The sequence below is a fragment of the Arthrobacter sp. P4_F10 genome, assembly GCF_056401435.1.
On the sequence record NZ_JBFUJJ010000012.1, the window covers coordinates 85,077 to 106,142 of the forward strand.

General features: G+C 66.7%; 18 protein-coding genes and 1 pseudogene. 16 read left to right on the plus strand and 3 right to left on the minus strand.

Annotated elements, in window-relative coordinates; all coding sequences use genetic code 11:
- Positions 1-2 precede the first annotated feature (2 nt).
- The 13 genes and pseudogenes from ftsW to dnaE form a co-directional block, all read left to right on the plus strand.
- Positions 3-1,322, plus strand: a pseudogene (gene ftsW / locus AC1DR1_RS14015) (putative lipid II flippase FtsW); the annotation flags it as partial.
- A gap of 280 nt (positions 1,323-1,602) precedes the next feature.
- Positions 1,603-2,727 carry an undecaprenyldiphospho-muramoylpentapeptide beta-N-acetylglucosaminyltransferase gene (gene murG / locus AC1DR1_RS14020; RefSeq protein ID WP_229994731.1) on the plus strand — a complete coding sequence of 375 codons (1,125 nt, stop codon included), beginning with the start codon at positions 1,603-1,605 and terminating at the stop codon, positions 2,725-2,727.
- Between the two features lie 4 nt (positions 2,728-2,731).
- The gene (gene murC, locus AC1DR1_RS14025; protein ID WP_364743865.1) at positions 2,732-4,132 is read left to right on the plus strand and encodes a UDP-N-acetylmuramate--L-alanine ligase; all 1,401 of its coding nucleotides are present in this window, start codon (positions 2,732-2,734) and stop codon (positions 4,130-4,132) included.
- Positions 4,125-5,024 (plus strand): cell division protein FtsQ/DivIB, encoded by a 900-nt coding sequence (locus tag AC1DR1_RS14030; protein ID WP_476992764.1) that lies wholly within the window; start codon positions 4,125-4,127, stop codon positions 5,022-5,024. The genes murC and AC1DR1_RS14030 overlap by 8 nt, the downstream gene beginning before the upstream one ends.
- A gap of 308 nt (positions 5,025-5,332) precedes the next feature.
- Positions 5,333-6,550 carry a cell division protein FtsZ gene (gene ftsZ, locus AC1DR1_RS14035; protein ID WP_476992765.1) on the plus strand — a complete coding sequence of 406 codons (1,218 nt, stop codon included), beginning with the start codon at positions 5,333-5,335 and terminating at the stop codon, positions 6,548-6,550.
- Positions 6,551-6,664: 114 nt separating this feature from the next.
- A complete protein-coding gene (locus tag AC1DR1_RS14040; protein ID WP_229994727.1) occupies positions 6,665-7,444 on the plus strand; it encodes a purine nucleoside phosphorylase YfiH/LACC1 family protein in 780 nt (259 codons plus the stop codon).
- Complete coding sequence (locus AC1DR1_RS14045) at positions 7,437-8,234, plus strand: YggS family pyridoxal phosphate-dependent enzyme (protein ID WP_229994726.1); 798 nt, start codon at positions 7,437-7,439, stop codon at positions 8,232-8,234. Before AC1DR1_RS14040 ends, AC1DR1_RS14045 begins: the two co-directional genes overlap by 8 nt.
- Positions 8,235-8,322: 88 nt before the next feature.
- Positions 8,323-8,853 (plus strand): cell division protein SepF, encoded by a 531-nt coding sequence (locus tag AC1DR1_RS14050; RefSeq protein ID WP_026266243.1) that lies wholly within the window; start codon positions 8,323-8,325, stop codon positions 8,851-8,853.
- Positions 8,854-8,990: 137 nt separating this feature from the next.
- On the plus strand, positions 8,991-9,299 hold the full coding sequence (locus AC1DR1_RS14055; RefSeq protein WP_229994725.1) for a YggT family protein: 309 nt from the start codon (positions 8,991-8,993) through the stop codon (positions 9,297-9,299).
- A gap of 161 nt (positions 9,300-9,460) precedes the next feature.
- Positions 9,461-10,159 (plus strand): DivIVA domain-containing protein, encoded by a 699-nt coding sequence (locus AC1DR1_RS14060; protein WP_476992766.1) that lies wholly within the window; start codon positions 9,461-9,463, stop codon positions 10,157-10,159.
- 151 nt (positions 10,160-10,310) lie between these two features.
- Positions 10,311-10,889, plus strand: a complete 579-nt coding sequence (lspA, locus tag AC1DR1_RS14065) for a signal peptidase II (protein ID WP_229994723.1) — start codon at positions 10,311-10,313, stop codon at positions 10,887-10,889.
- The gene (locus AC1DR1_RS14070) at positions 10,882-11,844 is read left to right on the plus strand and encodes an RluA family pseudouridine synthase (protein WP_229994722.1); all 963 of its coding nucleotides are present in this window, start codon (positions 10,882-10,884) and stop codon (positions 11,842-11,844) included. The genes lspA and AC1DR1_RS14070 overlap by 8 nt, the downstream gene beginning before the upstream one ends.
- Before the next feature lie 144 nt (positions 11,845-11,988).
- The gene (gene dnaE, locus AC1DR1_RS14075; RefSeq protein ID WP_364743876.1) at positions 11,989-15,546 is read left to right on the plus strand and encodes a DNA polymerase III subunit alpha; all 3,558 of its coding nucleotides are present in this window, start codon (positions 11,989-11,991) and stop codon (positions 15,544-15,546) included.
- Positions 15,547-15,626: 80 nt separating this feature from the next.
- Here dnaE and AC1DR1_RS14080 read toward each other — a convergent pair whose 3' ends face one another.
- The gene (locus tag AC1DR1_RS14080; RefSeq protein WP_018772361.1) at positions 15,627-16,085 is read right to left on the minus strand and encodes a flavin reductase family protein; all 459 of its coding nucleotides are present in this window, start codon (positions 16,083-16,085) and stop codon (positions 15,627-15,629) included.
- 196 nt (positions 16,086-16,281) lie between these two features.
- Here AC1DR1_RS14080 and AC1DR1_RS14085 point away from each other — a divergent pair, with 196 nt between their 5' ends.
- The 3 genes from AC1DR1_RS14085 to nrdR all read left to right on the plus strand — a co-directional run bounded on the left by AC1DR1_RS14085 (position 16,282) and on the right by nrdR (position 18,925).
- Complete coding sequence (locus AC1DR1_RS14085; RefSeq protein WP_364743879.1) at positions 16,282-16,845, plus strand: hypothetical protein; 564 nt, start codon at positions 16,282-16,284, stop codon at positions 16,843-16,845.
- A 76-nt stretch (positions 16,846-16,921) separates the two neighbouring features.
- Positions 16,922-18,274, plus strand: coding sequence for a histidinol dehydrogenase (gene hisD / locus AC1DR1_RS14090; protein WP_414645462.1), 1,353 nt, complete (start codon positions 16,922-16,924; stop codon positions 18,272-18,274).
- Positions 18,275-18,421: 147 nt separating this feature from the next.
- Complete coding sequence (gene nrdR / locus AC1DR1_RS14095; protein ID WP_229994718.1) at positions 18,422-18,925, plus strand: transcriptional regulator NrdR; 504 nt, start codon at positions 18,422-18,424, stop codon at positions 18,923-18,925.
- Positions 18,926-19,131: 206 nt separating this feature from the next.
- Here nrdR and ppgK read toward each other — a convergent pair whose 3' ends face one another.
- Together ppgK and map are read right to left on the minus strand one after the other, a co-directional pair.
- Complete coding sequence (gene ppgK / locus AC1DR1_RS14100; RefSeq protein ID WP_229994717.1) at positions 19,132-19,935, minus strand: polyphosphate--glucose phosphotransferase; 804 nt, start codon at positions 19,933-19,935, stop codon at positions 19,132-19,134.
- 98 nt (positions 19,936-20,033) lie between these two features.
- Positions 20,034-20,912 carry a type I methionyl aminopeptidase gene (gene map, locus AC1DR1_RS14105; protein ID WP_476992767.1) on the minus strand — a complete coding sequence of 293 codons (879 nt, stop codon included), beginning with the start codon at positions 20,910-20,912 and terminating at the stop codon, positions 20,034-20,036.
- Positions 20,913-21,066: the final 154 nt, after the last annotated feature.

Consider the following 21,066-nt stretch of genomic DNA (forward strand, 5'->3'; position numbering starts at 1 on the left):
CAATGGTCAGCACGCCCACACGTACGACGGCGGCACGACCCGCCGGAGGCGGTGCCACCAGTGGCAAGTCCGCCGGCAGCAGGACGCCTTCGGCTACCGCGTCAACGGCCGGCAGGCCCTCCGTCACCCCGGCAGCCCGGGTGCGTGCCTGGAACCGCGGATTCTGGTCGGCGCTCGAAGGCACCGGCAAGTCCCGCAACGGATCCACGTACTACCTGATCCTTGGCTCCACCCTGGCCCTGACGGCGATCGGCATCATGATGGTCCTCTCCGCCTCCAGCGTGGAAGCCATCGCTGCGGGGGAGTCACCGTACTCCGCTGCCCTCAAACAGGGCGGATTCGCCGCCATTGGCCTCTTCGCCATGTTTGTCCTTTCGCGCGTCAACGTCGCCTGGCTCAGGCGCGTGGCCTGGGGGCTCATGTTCTTGGCCATTGCGCTGTTGGGCCTGGTCCTCCTCGTGGGACGCAGCGCCCTGGGCAACCAGAACTGGATCGACGTCGGCCCGTTCACCTTCCAGCCCTCCGAAGCCGCCAAGCTTGCCCTGGCGCTTTGGATGGCCACGGTGCTTGACCGCAAAGCCAAGCTCCTCCAGGAGTGGCGCCACGCGCTCATTCCGGTCGTGCTCCCGGGCGCTATTGTGGTCCTTGGCCTCATCCTCGCCGGAAACGACCTCGGCACGGCCATGATTGTGATGATCATTGTGGCCGCCGCACTGTTCTTCGCCGGAGTCCGGCTCTCCTTCTTCGGCATTTCCGGGGCGTTACTGGCCATAGGCGCGACCGTCCTCGCCGTCACGAGCCCGAACCGGATGTGCCGTATCCTGTCATGGACGGGCCAGACCTGTGCCGATGGCTCCGACCTGAACTACCAGTCCACCAACGGTCTGTACGGGCTCGCGTCCGGCGGATGGTTCGGCGTCGGACTGGGCCAGAGCCGGCAGAAGTACAGCTGGATCCCGGAAGCGCACAACGACTTCATCTTCGCGATCATCGGCGAGGAACTCGGACTGGTGGGCACGCTCGTGGTCCTGGTCCTCTTCGCTATCCTCGGCACCGCCATCTACCGCGTCGTCGTCGCACAGCACGATGTCTTCCACCGCGTCCTGGCCGGCGCGATCATGGTCTGGCTGCTGGGCCAGGCCAGCGTCAACATGGCCGTGGTCACGGGGCTGGCACCGGTGATCGGCGTCCCGTTGCCCTTCATTTCCTACGGCGGCTCGGCCCTGCTGATGTCGCTGTGCGCAATCGGCGTCGTCCTGTCCCTGGCCAGGGCCCAGATGGACCCCGGCATGCAGCCGAAGAAGATGCTCAGGTTCGGCCCGGCCGCGTTCGCGAATTCCGTGCGGAGCGCCCGCGCTGCCCGGGCCACCAGCAATGCAGCCAGCCGATCCGCCGCCCGTGAAGCCTCCCGTCCCGCCACCAAGGGCGCCGGGAACGGATCCGGGAGCCCGTCTCGGAGTGCCGCCAAAAATTCATCGGCCAAAATCCCCAACAGCAAGAACCCCACCAGCAAGAACCCCACCGGCAAGAACCCCACCGGCAAGAACCCCACCAGCAAGAACCCCGCCTCCAAGAACCGTACGAAAGCGTAAACAGCCCTTCATGAACACCGAGTCGCCCTTGTCCGTGGTCCTCGCCGGCGGCGGAACCGCCGGTCATATCAGCCCGCTGCTGGCCATTGCCGGCGCCCTCCGGCAGTCCCGCCCCGGAGTGCAGCTCCTGGCTGTCGGGACTCCAGGAGGGATGGAAGAGCGGCTGGTACCGGCCGCCGGGCTGGACCTCGCCACCATCAGCCGGGTCCCGCTCCCGCGCAAGCCTTCCACGGACCTGCTCCGGCTTCCCGGGCGGATGGCCGGTGCCGTGAAGCAAGCGGGCTCCATCCTTGATGAGGCAGCCGCCGACGTCCTGGTGGGAGTCGGCGGCTATGTGTGCACGCCGATGTACCTCGCGGCCCGGCGCCGGAAGATCCCGATCGTGGTCCACGAGGCCAACACCCGCCCCGGCCTGGCAAACCGGGTCGGCGCACGCCTCGGCGCCCACGTGGCCGTCGCCTTCGCCGCGACCAAACTGGGCCGCGCGCGGCACGTGGGCATGCCCATGCGCCCCGAGATCTCCGGCCTCGACCGCGCTGCCGCCCAGGCCGGGGCGCGGCAGGCGCTCGGACTGGACGCGGACAAACCGACGCTGATCGTCACGGGCGGCTCCTCGGGCGCCCAGAGCATCAACCGGTCCCTCGCCGCGGCCGTCGGAGCCCTCGCCGACGCCGGCGTGCAGACCCTGCACATCACCGGTCGCGGCAAGTCCGTGCACGACGCCGACGGCAAGCCGCTCGCCGCGCCGGGCTACCGGCAGGTGGAATACGTGGACGGCATGGAAACTGTTTACGCCGCGGCTGACCTGCTGCTGGCCCGTGCCGGAGCCGCCACGGTCTGCGAGGTGGCCGCGGTGGGCGTCCCCGCCGTCTTCGTCCCCCTGCCCATTGGCAACGGCGAGCAGGCGCTGAACGCGGCGGGCCTGGTCGCGGCAGGCGGCGCCCTGATCGTCGACGACAAGGCCTTCTCCGCTGACTGGATCCGCGAGAACATCATTCCCCTGCTGCTGGACACGGACAAGCTGGCCCGGATGGCCGCCAGCTCCGAACAGCTCGGGATCCGGAACGCGGACCGGCGCATGGCCGATCTCATCCTCGAAGTCGCGTCCACAAACCAGCACGGCAGGAAGCAGTAAAGCAATGACCCAGCCCCAGCACGGAACCCGTTCCCTGGCATCCCTCGGCCGCGTCCACTTCATCGGCATCGGCGGCGTCGGCATGTCCGCCGTTGCCCGCATCATGGTGGCGCGCGGCATCCCGGTGAGCGGCTCCGACGCCAAGGCGCTGCCCGTCATGGCGGATCTGGCAGCCGCCGGGGCCCGGATCGCCGTCGGCTACGGTCCCGGGAACCTCGGCGACGCCCAGACGGTGGTCGCCGGCTCTGCGATCCGGCCCGACAACCCCGAGCTCGCAGCGGCCCGCGCCGCCGGGCTCCCGGTGCTGCACCGCTCCGAGGCGCTGGCCGCCACCATGGCGGACGACACCGTGGTGGCAGTGGCCGGAACGCACGGCAAGTCCACCACGACCTCCATGATCACGGTGCTGCTGCAGGGCGCCGGACTGGACCCGTCGTTCGCCATCGGCGCCAACGTCCCGGCGCTCGGCGTCAACGCGGCCCACGGCACCTCGGGAATCTTCGTCGCGGAGGCCGACGAGTCGGACGGCTCCTTCCTGAACTACCGCCCCACGATCGCCGTGGTGACCAACGTCGAGCCGGATCACCTGGACTTCTACGGCACCGCCGAGGCCGTCTACGCCTCCTTCGACAGCTTCACGGCCCTGCTCCCGGCGGACGGCGTCATGGTGGCCTGCGCGGACGACCCCGGGGCCAGGGCCCTCGCCGAGCGCACCCTGGCCCGCGGCAACACCCGCGTGGTCCTGTACGGGACGGCGGCCGACGCCGCCATCCGGCTGCACGACGCCGAACCGGGGCGGATGGGGATCTCGACAGCGGCCGGCACCTTCGGCGTCGAACTCCAGGTTCCGGGCCGGCACAACGCGCTCAACGCTGCCGCCGCCTTCGCCGTGGCGGTCGAACTCGGCGTCGCGCCGGAGACCGCGGCTGCGGCACTGGCCCACTTCTCCGGTGCCTCGCGCCGTTTCGAATTCAAGGGGGAAGGGCGGGGCGTCCGCGTCTACGACGACTATGCCCACCACCCCACGGAAGTCCGGGCCGCCCTGTCCGCGGCACGGGCCGTCGCCGGGGAGCATAAGGTGCACGTACTCTTCCAGCCCCACCTGTTTTCCCGGACCCGCGAGTTTGCGCGCGAGTTCGCCGAAGCCCTCAACACGGCGGACACGGCCTTGGTCCTGGACATCTATCCTGCCCGCGAAGATCCCATTCCCGGCGTCACCAGCGGGCTGATCGCCGAGCACCTGGGCTCCGGCGGCCGCCTCGTGGGACCGGGCGGGGAGGCTGTGGAGGCTCTGCTGGCGGACGCCGGACCCGGGGACATCGTCCTGACAGCCGGCGCGGGCGACGTCACGGCCTACGGGCCGCTGATTGTCGACGCCCTCACGGTCGAGGCCGCCGGTGCCTAGCACCAGGCGCCCCACCTACCGGGGCGGATCCAACGCTTCCGGAACCGGCTCCCGGCCGCCCGGCGGAGCGGGCACGGATGTCATTTCGGCGTCCAAGAACGCCGCGGACACGGCCGGCGGCAACGCACAGAACCCGCGGAACCCGCAGGGCACATCGGGCAAAGAGCCCGGCAACGTGCTCTCCTTCCCCGAGCCCAAGGGCAAACGCCGCCGGCGCATCGTGCTCAGTACCATCGGCATCGTGGCCGTGCTGATGGCGGGGATCGTCGCAGCCGCCGTGTACTCGCCTGTGCTCGCCCTGCGGACGGTCACGGTGGAGGGCACGAAGATGCTGAACCCGGATCAGGTTCAGGCCGCCCTCGCGCCGCTCCAGGGCAAGCCACTGCCGCAGATCAGCGAGGAGGAGGTCACGGCCCTGCTCAAGCCGCTGGTCCAGGTCAAGGACGTCACCGTGAAGGCGCTGCCGCCCGCCACCTTGCAGGTTCACGTCACCGAGCGCATTCCCGTGGCCCTGGTCAAGCAGGGCAAGACATTCCAGCTGGTGGACGTCGACGGCGTCCAGCTCAGCACCACCGCGGATGCCGCCACGGTATCGCTCCCGGTGATCGACGGCGGCAGCGGGACGCTGCCGAAGGACCTGTTCCAGGCCATCACTGCGGTGCTGGGGGCACTGCCGGCGGATGTGCTGGCGCGGCTCTCCAACGCCTCCGCCGCCTCCGCCGACGCCGTCGAACTCAAACTCGTCGACGGGCAGACAATCGTCTGGGGCAACGCGGGGGAGAAGGACCTGAAGGCGCGGGTCCTTTCGGCCCTCCTGAAGGTCCCGGCCGATCCGAAGAACCCCGTCAAGGTCTACGATGTCAGCGTGCCCCGGCACCCTGTCACCCGGTAGCTGCGGCCACTTCCGCCGCGCTCCGGGACTCCGGACGTGGCGCCGGCAGGCACACGGATGCGTCCGCGCACTCGCCGAGGGGCGAGCGCGGGACGTCCAGCCGCCCGCGGGAGTACATACAGGGGCTATTTACCCGGTATTACCGCGACACGCGGCGCCGGTTATTGAATGTCCCCGGCATAGGAAATACCGTCACAGACATGAGTTACTTGACATAACTATAACCTTCAAGTCGAAGGTTAAGGTTCAAAGCTTCAAGCAGGACTCGACCAGATTTCGCATTAGTACACGAACAAGGGACACGTAACGTGGCAGCTCCGCAGAATTACTTGGCCGTCATCAAGGTCGTCGGCATCGGCGGCGGTGGCGTGAACGCAGTCAACCGCATGATCGAGGTCGGTCTTCGCGGCGTCGAATTCATCGCCATCAACACCGATGCCCAGGCATTGTTGATGAGCGATGCCGACGTCAAACTCGACGTCGGGCGTGAGCTGACCCGTGGTCTCGGTGCTGGCGCGAACCCTGAGGTTGGCCGGCAGGCCGCGGAGGACCACGCCGATGAAATCGAAGAGGTCATCCGGGGCGCGGACATGGTCTTCGTCACCGCCGGCGAAGGCGGCGGAACCGGTACAGGCGGCGCCCCCGTCGTCGCCCGGATCGCCCGTTCCCTTGGCGCCCTGACCATCGGCGTCGTGACGCGTCCCTTCACCTTCGAGGGCCGCCGCCGGGCCGGCTCCGCCGAGGCCGGCATCGACGCACTGCGCGATGAAGTCGACACCCTGATCGTGATCCCGAACGACCGTCTGCTCTCCATCAGCGACCGCAACGTCTCGGTCCTGGATGCGTTCCGCTCCGCCGACCAGGTGCTGCTCTCCGGCGTCCAAGGCATCACGGACCTCATTACGACCCCCGGCCTGATCAACCTCGACTTCGCCGACGTCAAGTCCGTCATGCAGGGTGCCGGTTCCGCGCTGATGGGCATTGGTTCTGCCCGCGGCGAAGACCGTGCCGTCAAGGCCGCGGAACTGGCCATCGCCTCGCCGCTGCTGGAGGCATCGATCGACGGCGCCCACGGTGTCCTGCTCTCCATCCAGGGCGGCTCGGACCTTGGCCTGTTCGAAATCAACGAGGCTGCCCGCCTGGTCCAGGAAGTCGCCCACCCGGAGGCCAACATCATCTTCGGCGCCGTGATCGACGACGCCCTCGGCGACGAGGCACGCGTCACCGTCATCGCAGCCGGCTTCGACGACGTGAAGGCCACCTCGCCGTCCATGGACCAGTCCCTGCCGGCCGCGCCGCAGCGGCCCGCGTCCGCCGCCCCCGCTCCGGCGCAGGCACCCGCCTCCGCCCCGGTGCAGCCGCTGCACGCCACTGTCGGCGCCTCCGGCTACGGCGGCTGGGGCCRGCAGCGTCCCTCAGCCATACCGGCTGACTCGGGCTTCGACGTCGACCTGCCGGCCGTCGTGGAGCCGGACCTGTCCGGCCGGCACTCCGATGACCTGGATGTCCCGGACTTCCTCAAGTAAATCGTTCTGCTTCAGCATGGCACCGCCGCCCGGCGGTGCCATGCTGCTTTGCGGCGGGTTACGGTGGATTGTATGAACGTAGGTATTCCGGACATGTCGATGGCGGTGTTGTGATTGTTTTGCTGGCGGGCTGAAGTCCGGCCGGGCGTGTGGGTGGCCTTCACCGACGCCGGAGCCGGGAACCTGGCACTGCATGTTGGCGACGACCCCGCGGCGGTCCGCCGCCGGCGCGCGGAGCTCGAAGCGGCCGCCGGGCTAGGTGGGCGATCCTTCCGGTACATGAACCAGGTCCACGGCAATGACGTCGCCACGATCGTTGGCTCCACGGCCGCACCGGCGGCAGCGGACGCCGCGGGCCAGGTTCCGGCAGCCCCCACGGCCGATGCCATGGTCTCCCTGACCGAGCCGCTGGCCGTCCTGGTGGCGGACTGTGTGCCGGTGGTACTGGTCGGCGAGGACGCTGCTGGGGCACCCGTCCTCGGGGTCGTCCATGCCGGACGGCCCGGCGTTGCCGCCGAGGTGGTGCCGGCCGCTGTGGCCCGCCTGCGGGAGCTCGGCGCGGACCGCATCAGCGCCTGGGTGGGGCCCTCGGTCTGCGGCCGCTGCTATGAGGTCCCCGAATCGCTGCGCGCGGACGTTGCCGCCACCGTGCCTGCCACCTGGTGCACCACGTCCACCGGCACCCCCGGCCTGGACCTGCCGGCAGGTGTCAGGAGCCAGCTGGAAGCAGCGGGCGTCGCGATCGAATACTCCGGGGGCTGCACCCTCGAGGACAACACCCTGTTCTCCTACCGCCGCAACAGCCACACCGGCCGCTTCGCCGGGCTGGCATGGACGGACGGGACTGACGGGACGCACGGGACGGACGGGAACAGGGCGCATGGCCATGACTGAGCCGGTGGACGTACCGGACACAAACACGTACAGGCCGGTCAACGTGCCGGGGGAGAGCCGGCAGGACGCGCTGGAGGGCCCGCGGCTTGCCCAGCTGGACGCGAACCTCTCGGCCGTCCGCCGCAGGATCGACGCCGCCGTTACCGCCGCCGGCCGCACGGCGACGCCACCACGCCTGATCGTCGTCACCAAGTTCCATCCGGCGCAGGACGTCCGGCGGCTGGCGTCGCTGGGCGTCACCGACGTCGGCGAAAACCGGGACCAGGAGGCCGCGGAAAAGGCGGCGCAGCTCGAAGACCTCGGCCTGAGCTGGCACTTCATCGGCCAGCTCCAAAGCAAGAAGGCCAAGTCCGTGGTGAAGTACGCCGCGTCCGTGCACTCCGTGGACCGGGAAGCCCTGGCTTCCGCACTCGCCAAGGCGATGGCAGCCGAAAGTGAACGCACCGGGCGCCCGCCCCTGGACTGCTTCATCCAGGTCAGCCTGGACGAGGCCTCCGGGGCGCACCGCGGCGGCGCAGCCCCCGACGAGGTCCCGGCACTGGCCGAGCAGCTGGCCGGTGCTGCCGGGCTAAGGCTCGCGGGCGTCATGGCCGTCGCCCCGCTCGGGGCGGATCCGGCGGCCGCCTTCGAAAATCTGGCACGCATTTCCGGGCGGCTGAGAGAACAATTTCCGGACGCCACGGGAATATCCGCCGGAATGAGCCAGGACCTCGAAGAGGCCGTCCGCTTTGGGGCGACACACCTGCGCATTGGCTCCGATATTCTCGGTCCGCGTCCGGCCCTGCGGTAAGTTCGAACGTATTGGAAGGTAATGGCGGGGATTCCAAGGCTATCTAGTCATTAAGCGGCCCGCTTACGGACAAGATTAGGAGTCGACCATGGCTGGCGCTCTGCGCAAGACAATGATCTATCTTGGGCTCGCCGACGGCGACGAACACTACGAGTCTGAGCACCCCACACCGCACAAGGATGAGGACGAATCCATGGAGCAGGACCGCGAGGAACGACGTGCGCCGGCGCCCGTCCGCGAGGTCCCCCGGGAAGAGCCTCACGCCGCTGAAGAGGAATATCGCGCACCTGTGACACCCATCAAGCGTGCGGCATCGAGCCGCGAAGAGACCACCGGACTCCGGCAAATCACTACCATCCACCCGCGGTCGTACAACGACGCCAAACTCATCGGCGAAAGCTTCCGCGACGGCATCCCCGTCATCATGAACGTCACCGACATGGGGGAGGCCGACGCCAAGCGCCTCGTGGACTTCTCCGCCGGACTGGTTTTCGGCCTCCGCGGCAGCATCGAACGGGTGACGAACAAGGTCTTCCTGCTCTCGCCGTCGTACATCGAAGTCATTGGCGATGACAAGAAGGTCAGCGAGACGCAGGCAAGTTTCTTCAACCAGAGCTAGGCCCGAATATTCGGTACGGATGCCAGGCGGGGACACCTGCCTGGCATCCCTGCGGAATTATCCGTGTTGAAATAGAAGTGACACTTTCCTTAGGACACTGCGGTATCCGGAATGAACATGGAGATATGAGTTAGCTCATGGGATTTGTTTTCGGGCTCGTCTATATCGCGCTGTTGCTATTTTTTGTGGCGTTGATCATCCGCCTGGTCTACGACTGGGTGCAGATGTTCGCCCGAAGCTGGCGGCCGCGCGGTTTGGCACTCGTGGCCGCCCATGCTGTGTATTCGGTCACGGACAAGCCCCTCAAGCTGCTCCGCCGGCTCATCCCGCCGCTGCGGCTGGGCGGAATATCGCTGGACATTGGCTTCCTGCTGCTGTTCGTGGCCGTCAGCGTGGCGATGTGGATCGTCAAGGGCCTGGTGTACGCCCAGCCTGTCGCAGCATGAGCCACCGGGCCGAGCAGGGGACTTGCCCGGGCCGAGGCCCAACCGAAAGAAACTCCGGTTTGACACTGCGGTGTTGAATTAGAGGAACCAGACCATATTTAGGTACCGTAGTTTTGACGGCCGGAAGGCCTACTGACTAACTAGACCAACGAGGTGACCAGATGGCTTTGACGCCAGAAGACGTTGTCAACAAGCGCTTTCAGCCGACCAAGTTCCGCGAAGGCTACGACCAGGACGAGGTTGATGACTTCCTGGACGAGATCGTCGTCGAACTTCGGCGCCTGAACCAGGAGAACGACGAGCTCCGCAAGAAGCTCGCCGAATCCGGCGCCGGCACGCCTGCCAGCTCCGCAGCCGCCGCACCCGTGGTGGAGAAGGTCCCGGCGCCCGTCAAGGCCGAGAAGGAAGACACCGCCAAGGCCGAGGCCGAGGCCAAGGCAAAGGCAGCAGCCGCTGAAGCTGCCCAGAAGAAGGAAGCCGAGCAGGCTGCCAAGGCAGCCCAGGCAGTCCAACCGGCACGTAACGCTGCCACCCCGGCTTCCGAGTCCGCCGCCGGCCTGCTGGCCATGGCGCAGCAGATGCACGACAAGCACGTCGCCGACGGCGAGCAGCAGCGGGACAAGATCATCGCTGAAGCCCAGATCGAGGCCAGCAGCCTTGTCAACGATGCGCAGGAAAAGTCCCGCAAGATCCTTGGTGCCCTCGAGCAGCAGCGCTCCGTGCTCGAACGCAAGGTCGAGCAGCTTCGCGGCTTCGAGCGTGACTACCGCTCACGCCTGAAGGCCTACATTGAGGGCCAGCTCCGTGACCTCGATGCCCGTGGCTCCGTTGCGGCCCCTGAGGTCGAGGCCAACAGCTAGGCAAAAGCCAAGTATTCTGAAAGTCGGTGGCTGAGGTTTCCTCGGCCGCCGGCTTTTCATTTTTCCGCAACGTGCCGCCACCGGTCCGGTGCACGGCGCTTGCCGGGTACCCGGCCCCTGGTCTCCGCACTGGCTCCCGAACGAAAGCCCTATGACTGACGCACCATCACCAGACGCCATTCAGCCTGTCGACGCGGCACAGCCCGTGCAGGCCCGGCCGCGCCGGGCCAAGCTGTTTGTCCTGTTCGCTGCCTTCGCGGTGTTCGCCTATGTGTTCGACCAGCTGACCAAGCTCTGGGTAACGAGCACCATGACTGAGGGCGAGCGGATCGCCGTTTTTCCACCGCTGCTGCACTGGTTCTACATCCGCAACTCCGGGGCGGCGTTTTCGATCGGCGAGAACGTCACGTGGGTGTTCACGATCATCATGGCGGCCGTGTCTGTCGCAATCCTGCTGCAGCTGCGCAAGCTCGGCTCGCTCTGGTGGGCGTTGGCGCTGGGACTGCTGCTGGGCGGCGCACTCGGCAACCTGACGGACCGGCTGTTCCGCGAGCCCTCGTTCGCAATGGGCCACGTGGTGGATTTCATCCAGCTGCCAAACTTTGCGATCTTCAACATCGCCGACTCGGCCGTGGTTTCCGCCGTCGTGATTATCTGCCTGCTCACCTTCCGCGGGATCTCCCTGGACGGCTCGCGCCACACGAAGGATACGGTGGCCAAGGATGTCTGAGAACACCCCGGATAACGCGACAGCCGCGGGGCCCTTGCGGTTCACCGTCCCGGAGGACCTGGCCGGTTCCCGCGTGGACGCAGGCCTGGCCAGGCTGATGGACATCTCCCGGTCCCAGGCGGCCGCCCTGATCGCGGAGGGCAACGTCTCCAGCGATGCCAAGCGGGTTGGGAAGTCGCTCAAGCTCACCCCCGGCACCGTGCTCGACGTCGTCGTGCCGGACCGCAGGGACCCCCTGGAAATCGTGGAGGAAGTAGTGGACGACCTGTTGATCCTGCTGGACGATGACGAGTTTGTTGTCATCGACAAGCCGGTGGGTGTGGCAGCCCATCCCTCGCCCGGCTGGGTGGGACCCACGGTGGTCGGTGGCCTCGCCGGTCTCGGCTACCGGATCTCGACGTCGGGCGCCCCCGAGCGCGCGGGCATCGTCCACCGRCTCGACGTCGGGACCTCCGGCGTCATGGTGGTCGCCAAGACCGAAAACGCCTACACCGTGCTCAAGCGGGCCTTCAAGGAACGCACCGTGGACAAGGTTTACCACGCCGTCGTCCAGGGCCTTCCCGACCCGCTGGCGGGAACCATCGACGCGCCCATTGGCCGCCACCCGGGCCATGACTGGCGCTTCGCCGTGATCGAGGACGGCCGTGATTCAGTGACGCACTACGAGGTCCTGGAAGCCTTCGGGAAGGCCTCGCTCGTGGAGGTGCACCTCGAAACGGGCCGCACCCACCAGATCCGTGTGCACTTCGCGGCCCTGCGGCACCCCTGCGCCGGTGACCTCACCTACGGCGCGGACCCGCGGCTGGCCGCCAACCTCGGACTGACCAGGCAGTGGCTGCACGCCCGGGAACTCTCCTTCGACCACCCGCGGACGGGGGAGCGGGTTACCGTCAGCAGCGAGTACCCGCAGGACCTGAAGTATGCGCTCGAGGTCCTGGAATCCGGGAACGCCTGAGCTGTCCGGCGCGGGCGGCCGGATCCACTCCGGTCCCAGTTTGCTCTTAGTTTCCGCGGCGGATCCCGCCGGCCTGTCCGGCAGGTTCCGTTCCGGCCGTCGTGGTTGCACGCCGCCGTCGTGGCACGGCACTAGAATGGTGCGGTGACTTCCAGCAACGACTCGTTTGTCCATCTCCACAACCACACCGAGTACTCGATGCTGGACGGTGCCGCCCGGCTCGGTGAGCTGTTCGACGAAACCGAGCGGCTCGGCATGCCGGCCCTCGCCACGACGGACCACGGCTACCTGTTCGGCGCCTTCGACTTCTGGAAGCGGGCAACCGACCAGGGCATCAGGCCCATCATCGGCGTCGAAGCCTATGTGACTCCCGGGACCGCACGCACGGACAAGACCCGTGTGCGGTGGGGCGAGGAGCACCAGCGCAAGGATGACATTTCCGGCGGTGGCTCCTACACGCACATGACCCTGCTCAGCTACAACAACGTGGGCATGCGGAACCTCTTCCGGGCTTCCTCGATCGCCTCACTGGATTCGGTCTTCGGCAAATGGCCCCGGCTGGACCGTGAGCTGCTGAACACGTACTCGGAAGGGCTCATCGCCACCACCGGCTGCCCGTCCGGTGAAGTCCAGACCCGGCTGCGCCTGGGCCAGTACCGCGAAGCGCTTGAGGCCGCGGCCGAGTTCCGCGACATCTTTGGTGCGGAGAACTACTTCTGCGAGCTCATGGACCACGGCCTGGACATCGAGCGGCGCGTCACCGGTGACCTGCTGCGCCTGGCCAAGGACCTGAACCTGCCGCTGGTGGCCACCAACGACCTGCACTACACGCACGAGCACGACGCGAAGGCGCATGAGGCCCTGCTGGCCATCCAGTCCGGTTCCACGCTCCTGGAGCCGACCTACGACAACGGCGGTTCGCGCTTTGCCTTCTCCGGCAGCGGCTACTACCTGAAGTCACCGCAGGAAATGCGGGAGCTGTTCCGCGACCACCCGGAGGCGTGCGACAACACGCTCCTGATCGCCGAGCGCTGCGAAGTCTCGTTCAACACCGGCGCCAACTACATGCCGCGGTTCCCCTGCCCGGAAGGGGAGGACGAAACGTCCTGGCTGGTCAAGGAAGTCGATAAGGGACTTCAGTACCGCTATCCCAAGGGCATCCCGGACAAGGTCCGCAAGCAGGCCGACTATGAGCTGGAAGTCATCACCTCCATGGGCTTCCCGGGCTACTTCCTCGTGGTGGCCGACTTCATCAACTGGGCCAAGAACAACGGCATCCGGGTCGGTCCCGGGCGCGGCTCCGGTGCCGGCTCCATGGTGGCGTACGCCATGCGCATCACCGACCTTGACCCGCTGCACCACGGCCTGATCTTCGAACGCTTCCTCAACCCGGACCGCGTCTCGATGCCTGACTTCGACGTCGACTTCGATGACCGGCGCCGGTCCGAAGTGATCGATTACGTCACGCGCAAGTACGGTGACGAACGTGTGGCGATGATCGTCACCTACGGCACCATCAAGACCAAGCAGGCCCTCAAGGACTCCTCGCGCGTGCTGGGCTATCCGTTCAGCATGGGCGAGCAGCTGACCAAGGCGCTGCCGCCGGCCGTGATGGCCAAGGACATTCCGCTGGCCGACATTCAGAACTCCCAGTCCAAGCGCTACAGCGAGGCGGGGGACTTCCGCCAGCTGATCAGCACTGACCCGGAGGCCGCCAAGGTCTTCGAGACGGCACTGGGCATTGAGGGCCTGAAGCGGCAATGGGGCGTGCACGCCGCCGGTGTCATCATGTCCTCGGACCCCATCATCGACGTGATTCCGATCATGCGCCGCTTCCAGGACGGCCAGGTCATCACCCAGTTCGACTATCCGACCTCCGAAGGCCTCGGCCTGATCAAGATGGACTTCCTCGGGCTGCGAAACCTGACGATCATTTCCGATGCCCTGGAAAACATCAAAATGAACCGGGGCATCGACCTCGACCTCGAAACCCTTGAGCTGGATGACACGGCGTCCTACGAGCTGCTGGCCCGGGGAGACACGCTGGGCGTTTTCCAGCTCGACGGCGGACCCATGCGCTCCCTGCTCAAGCTGATGAAGCCTGACAACTTCGAAGACATCTCCGCCGTGCTGGCCCTCTACCGGCCCGGACCCATGGGCGCCAACGCGCACACCGACTACGCGCTGCGCAAGAACAAGATCCAAGAGGTCATCCCGATCCACCCGGAGCTGGAGGAACCGCTGTCCGAAATCCTCGGCGGGACCTACGGGCTGATCGTGTACCAGGAGCAGGTTATGGCCGTGGCGCAGAAGCTCGCGGGCTATACCCTGGGCCAGGCGGATATCCTGCGCCGCGCCATGGGCAAGAAGAAGAAGTCCGAGCTGGACAAGCAGTTCGCCGGCTTCTCCCAGGGCATGCAGGACAACGGCTATTCCATGGCCGCGGTCAAGACCCTCTGGGACATCCTGCTGCCGTTCTCCGACTACGCCTTCAACAAGGCCCACTCGGCCGCGTACGGCGTCATCTCCTACTGGACGGCGTACCTGAAGGCGCACTACGCGCCGGAGTACATGGCGGCCCTGCTGACTTCGGTGGGGGACGATAAGGACAAATCGGCCATCTACCTCAACGAATGCCGGCGGATGGGCATCACCGTGCTGCCGCCCGACGTCAATGAGTCAGCCCTCAACTTCACCCCTGTTGGCACTGACATCCGCTTCGGCATGGGCGCCATCCGCAATGTCGGCGTGAACGCCGTCGAAGCCATGGTGGTGGCGCGCGAAAAAGAAGGCGCCTACACGTCATTCAAGGACTACCTCATGAAGGTCCCCGCGGTGGTCTGCAACAAGCGGACCATCGAATCGCTGATCAAGGCCGGTGCCTTCGACTCGCTGGGACACCACCGCCGGGCTCTGGCCATGATCCATGAAGAGGCGATCGACTCCGTCATCACGCTCAAGCGCAACGAGGCGATTGGCCAGTTCGACCTCTTCGCCGGCTTTGAGGACCAGGAGCCCGAGGCGTCGCTCAGCACGGAAATCCCGGACCTGCCGGAATGGGAGAAAAAGGACAAGCTGGCGTTCGAGCGCGACATGCTGGGCCTCTACGTCTCCGACCACCCGCTGCAAGGTTTGGAAGGGCTCCTGAGCCAGCACGCCGACCGGTCAATCACCTCGATCATCGCCGAAGACGGCCCGCCGGACGGCTCGATCGTGACCATCGCGGGAATGATCACCTCGCTCAGCCGAAGGATCGCCAAGGCGAGCGGCAACGCCTACGCCCGCGCCGAAATCGAGGACCTCGCCGGTTCCATGGAGGTCATGTTCTTCGGCCAGGTCTACGGCCCCATCGCCTCGGTGCTCGCGGAGGACCTGATTGTGGTGGTCAAGGGTCGCCTGCAACGGCGCGACGACGGCGCCGTCACCTTGAACTGCATGGAACTTTCCGTGCCGGACCTCAGCGACAGCCAGAACGGGCCCGTGGTGATCACCATGGCCACGCACAAGGCCACCGAGGCCGTGGTCACTGAGCTGGGCGACGTGCTGCGCACCCACCGCGGAAACTCCGAGGTCCGGCTGCACCTGCAGGGCGACACTCGGGTGGAGGTCATGGGCCTGCCGGTGCATTTGCGCGTCAACCCGAGCCCGTCGCTGTTCGGCGATTTGAAGGTGCTGCTGGGCCCGACGTGCCTGGATAACTAGCCGCAGTCACTAACGCATGCCGCTAGCCCCGGTCACTAGCGCCGGCGACTAGCCCGGTCACCAGTGCCGGCCAGCGGTCCCTAGATCTCGTAGTCGAGCGGAACCGGCTGGCTGTACGCCCCGGAGTGGTAGAGCAGGGGAACGCCGTCGTCGCCGACCTGGCCCTCCACCACCTCGACCACCACAACGGCGTTGTTCTCAAAGGAGAGCCGCATCTGGACCTTGCCGATCAGCCAGCCGCTGACTCCCTTGAGCACGGGCACCTCATGGGGTCCGAGCTCCCAGTGGTCGCCGTCGAACCGGTTGCCGGCCCGGGCGAAGCGGTCGGCGAGCTCCTGGTTTTCCAGCCCGAGCATGTGCACGCCAATGTAGGTTGTGTTCGCCACAGCCGGCCACGAGCTGGAGGTCCTGGCCATGTTGAACGTGAAGCGCGGCGGCTTGGCGGACAGCGAGGCCACGGAGGTTGCCGTGAATCCGAACGGTACGCCGTTGTGGTTGGCCGTGATGATGGCCACGCCCGCCGCGTGCCGACGGAACATTTCCTTGAACGTCCCCTCGAAAACTCCTTCATCTGTGGCCACTGCGATCCAACTCCCTGCTGCACGTGCGTGTCATACTTCCTACTCTGCCAGCGTATTCCGCAGGGGAATCGAGTATGGCATTTTGATTACTTCCGCCGTCATGTGCTGCCGGGCTTCGTCATGCGCCGGCGGAATCCTTGTTACGGTTTGTTGCATGACACAGCCCGCACTAGACGGCCCCGTCCACCACGCCGGGGAGCCCGCGCAGCCGCTCCGGCCCGCGTCTCCAGAGCAGCAGCGCGGACCCGGCGGAAACCCGTGGCGCAAGGCCGCGGTCATCGCGGCCGCCGGTGTCCCGGTGGGGTTGCTCTGGTGGCTGCTGGCGCCGTCGGGCCTGAATCTCCTGACGGGAGACCCGGACCTCGCCGCCGGCACCAACACCGCAACCTGGCTGCCCAGGGACCTGGTGCTGGCAGGGCTGTGCCTGCTCGCAGGGTGCATCGCCGGGTCGTTCGTCGCCGGCACCAAGCACCACCAGCCCGGTCCCGGAACCGTCATCCTGGTGGTCCTGGCCGGTGCCGCAGGTGCGCTCATCGCGTGGGGAACCGGCGTGCTCAGCGCCCAGTGGTGGGGAGCGCCGGCGGATACCTCCGCCAGCGCCAGCGTCGCCTTCTCACTGCGCTCCTATGCGGTCCTCGCCATCTGGCCCGCGGCGATCGCCCTGGCCATCTTCCTGAACAGCCTCTTCCCGGGCTCCGGCGGCAAAGCCCGCCGCTGACGCCAGTGCCGGCGCGCCGGGGCAGGGCACGTAAAATGATCGGGTGAGCCTAACTCCTGACAGCCCCGTGACCCCGATGACCGCCGCCCTCAACTTCCGCACGGTGGACGTGCGCGGTGCGCAACTGTCCCTCGCCGGACTCCGCGCTGCCGTGCCCCGGGCACAGTCCGGCACCATGGCGGACGCCGAGGGCAAGGTCCTGGACATCATCGCCGCTGTCCGCACGCGCGGCTTCGGCGCACTCCGGGAGCTGGCCCTTGCCTTCGACGGCGTCGAGCAGGCGCATCCCCGCGTCCCGGCCGAGGCGCTGCGTGCGGCCCTTGAGGGCCTGGACCCCGCCGTACGCGCGGCACTCGAGGAATCCATCAAGCGGGCCCGCGCCTTCGCCGACGCCCAGCGCCCGGCGAACATCGACGTCGAACTGGGCGTTGGCGCCGTCGTGAGCCAGAACTGGGTGCCGGTGGCGCGTGTGGGGCTCTATGTCCCCGGCGGCCTGGCGGTCTACCCGTCCTCGGTGATCATGAACGTGGTCCCGGCACTGGCCGCCGGCGTCGAATCTATTGCCCTGGCCTCGCCGCCGCAAAAGGACTTCGGCGGCCTTCCGCACCCCACAATCCTGGCGGCAGCCTGCCTGCTGGGCATCGAGGAGGTCTACGCGATCGGCGGGGCGCAGGCCATCGCCGCCTTCGCCTACGGCATCCCGGCCGACACGTCCGACGGCGGCAACCTCCCCGGGATCGACCCCGTGGATGTCGTGACCGGTCCGGGCAACATCTTCGTGGCAACTGCCAAGCGGCTGGTCAAGGGGGTCGTGGGGATCGATTCCGAGGCCGGCACCACCGAGATTGCGATCCTCGCGGACTCCACCGCCAGTCCCGCCCTCGTGGCCGCGGACCTCATCAGCCAGGCAGAACACGACCCCAAGGCGGCATCGGTTCTCTTCACCGACTCAGAGGCCCTCGCCGCCGACGTCCGCGTGGAGCTTGAGCGGCAGGCCGCAGCCACCAAGCACTCCAGCCGCGTCCGCGAGGCACTCTCCGGTCCGCAGTCCGGCGTGGTCCTGGTCGAGGACCTGGCGCAGGGCATCGCCGCCTGCGACGCGTACGCCGCGGAACACCTTGAAATCATGACCGCCGATGCTGCCCGGGTGGCCAGTCGGATCCGCAGCGCCGGCGCGATCTTCGTGGGCGACTACAGCCCGGTGAGCCTGGGCGACTACTGCGCAGGCTCCAACCACGTGCTGCCCACCAGCGGCACGGCGGCTTTCTCCTCGGGACTGAACGTGACAACGTTCCTGCGCGCCATCCAGGTCATCAACTACACCCGGTCCGCGTTGGAGCAGGTCAGCGGCCACATCGTCAGCCTCTCCGGCGCGGAGGACCTGCCCGCGCACGGCGAGGCCGTCACGGTGCGGTTCGCCGCCCGGTAGCAGGCACAGACCACTACATGTAGTAATTACAGGCTTGTTATTCAGCTACATGTAGTCGTAAACTGGGGACACAGGGCAGCGCCGACTGCACTGATACAGCATTGAAACAGCATTGACGCCGCGGATTGCGACAGGGGAGGAACCGACATGTATTGCCCGTTCTGCCGAAACCCTGATTCGCGCGTCGTGGACAGCCGGATCGCCGACGACGGTTCCGCCATCCGGCGCCGCCGTCAGTGCCCCGAATGCGGCCGACGGTTCACCACGGTGGAGACCACCAGCCTGACCGTCATCAAGCGCTCCGGCGTCGGTGAGCCATTCAGCCGCAGCAAAGTCATCAACGGCGTCCGCAAGGCCTGCCAGGGCCGTCCGGTCACGGAGGACGATCTCGCCCTGCTGGCGCAGGAAGTCGAGGAGGCGATCCGGGGCTCCGGCGCCGCCGAAATCGATGCCCACGAAGTCGGGCTGGCGATCCTGGAGCCGCTGCAGCGTCTCGACGAGGTCGCCTACCTGCGGTTCGCCAGCGTCTACCAGGCCTTCGAATCGCTGGAGGACTTCGAATCGGCGATTTCCCTGCTTCGCCACGAGGCGGAGACCAAGGGCCGGGACGGCAAGAGCCCGGACAAACGTCCGCTCCAAGCGCCGTCGTAGATTCAGTTCGGTCGTAGTTTTTGATTCTCGTGTCTTAGTGACTGTGTCCTAGGATCCACACCACAGACTCCGGTGGTGGCAGCGGAGGGGAAGCCGCTGCCACCACCGGCTCCACCAAAAATATTGAGCTATCACTCCGGGTCGTTCCCAGCGTTCAGAACGGCCCGGAGTGATAGCTCAATTGGCTTTTACAGCTGAATGCGCCTCTATTTGGCCAGCTTGTGCTTCAGCGCAATCTCGATGGCCGCGCCCACGATCCCGGCGTCATTCTTCAGTTCGGCCGGGACGATCGGAGTGCGCAGCTTCATGCGCGGCAGGTACTCGTCGGCGCGCTTGGAGATGCCGCCACCCACGATGAAGAGTTCGGGGGAGAACAGGAACTCCACGTGGGAGAAGTAGCGCTGCAGCAGCACGCTGTACTGTTCCCAGCTGAGGCCCTCGCGCTCACGGGCCACGGCCGAGGCTTTGGTCTCGGCGTCGAAGCCGTCGATCTCCAGGTGGCCAAGTTCGGCGTTGGGAACCAGCTTGCCGTCGAAGATGAAGGCGGAACCGATGCCGGTGCCAAGGGTGATCACCAGGACGGTGCCGGCGATCCCCTCGCCGGCACCGAAGCGGGCCTCGGCGAGGCCGGCGGCGTCGGCGTCGTTGATGACCTCTACGGGGCGGCCCAGACGTGCCGTGAGCATGGCATCGATGTCGGCTTCCAGCCAGGACTTGTCCACGTTCGCGGCCGAGTGGACCACGCCGTGCTGAATGATGCCGGGGAAGGTGACACCCACGGGGCTGCTGGCGTCGGGGGCGCCGGCACGTGCCGTGAGCTCGGCGACAACCTGCGCGACGACTTCGGCCACGGACTCGGGGGTGGAGGGCTGTGGCGTGGGGAAGCGCACGCGGTCGCCGATCAGCTTCCCCTTCTTGAGGTCCACGATCCCGCCCTTGATACCGGTCCCGCCGATGTCAATGCCGATCAGAGGGGCGTTCTTCTTCGACTTCTCGTCCTTCTTGGCCAAATTCGTTCCGTTCGTGGCAGGGGCGGGCGGTAGGGACCGGACAGGGCCGGCTGGTGCAGAGCGGGATGTTCGGGGAAATAGCGTGTGGAGCGGGACAGTCAGGGCAGCGTGAGGACCTCGGCACCGGACTCCGTGACGAGCAGGGTGTGCTCGAACTGGGCAGTGCGCTTGCGGTCGCGGGTCACGACGGTCCATTCATCGGCCCACATGTCCCAGTCAACGGTGCCCAGGGTCAGCATTGGCTCGATCGTGAACACCATACCGGTTTCGATGGTGGTGTTGTACGCGGGCGCGGCGTCGTAGTGCGGAATGATCAGCCCGGTGTGGAAAGCTTCGCCGACTCCGTGTCCGGTAAAGTCGCGGACCACGCCGTAGCCGAAGCGTTTTGCGTAGGACTCGATGGTCCGGCCGATCACGTTGATTTCGCGTCCCGGAGCTACGGCCCGGATGGCGCGGTTCAGCGATTCCCGGGTGCGCTCGACGAGGAGCCGGGATTCCTCGTCGACATCGCCGACCAGGAACGTGTAGTTGGTGTCGCCATGAACGCCGCCGACGAAGGCCGTGATGTCGATGTTGAGGATGTCGCCGTCCTGGATCACGGTGCTGTCCGGGATCCCGTGGCAGATGACCTCGTTGAGGGAGGAACACAGGGACTTCGGAAAACCCCTGTAGCCGAGGGTGGAGGGGTACGCGTTGTGGTCCAGCAGGAACTCGTGGCCAACCCGGTCCAGATGGTCGGTGGTGACGCCGGGTTCGATTTGCTTGCCGACCTCCACGATGGCCTGGGCAGCGATCTTGGAGGCGAACCGGATGTTTTCGATGGTCTCTGCCGACTTGACCTCTGAGCCTGTGAACTTTGCCGGAGCCGGCTTGCCCACATATTCCGGACGCGGGATGGAGGGCGGTACGGGAAGCTGCGGGCTCACTGTCCCCGGGACAAGCGTGCCGATGGGTGCAGTCGAGGCTAGAGAAGGCATAGATTGATCATATAAGGTGCCGGAACAGCTCGGAAAACAGAGTCCGGAAAACAGAGTCCGGAAAATAGGGCCCGGAAAATACATCCGGAAAGAGCAGCAAAAACAGCAGGAAAACAGCTGGAAAAACAGTGAAGGAACCCCGATGCCCGAATAC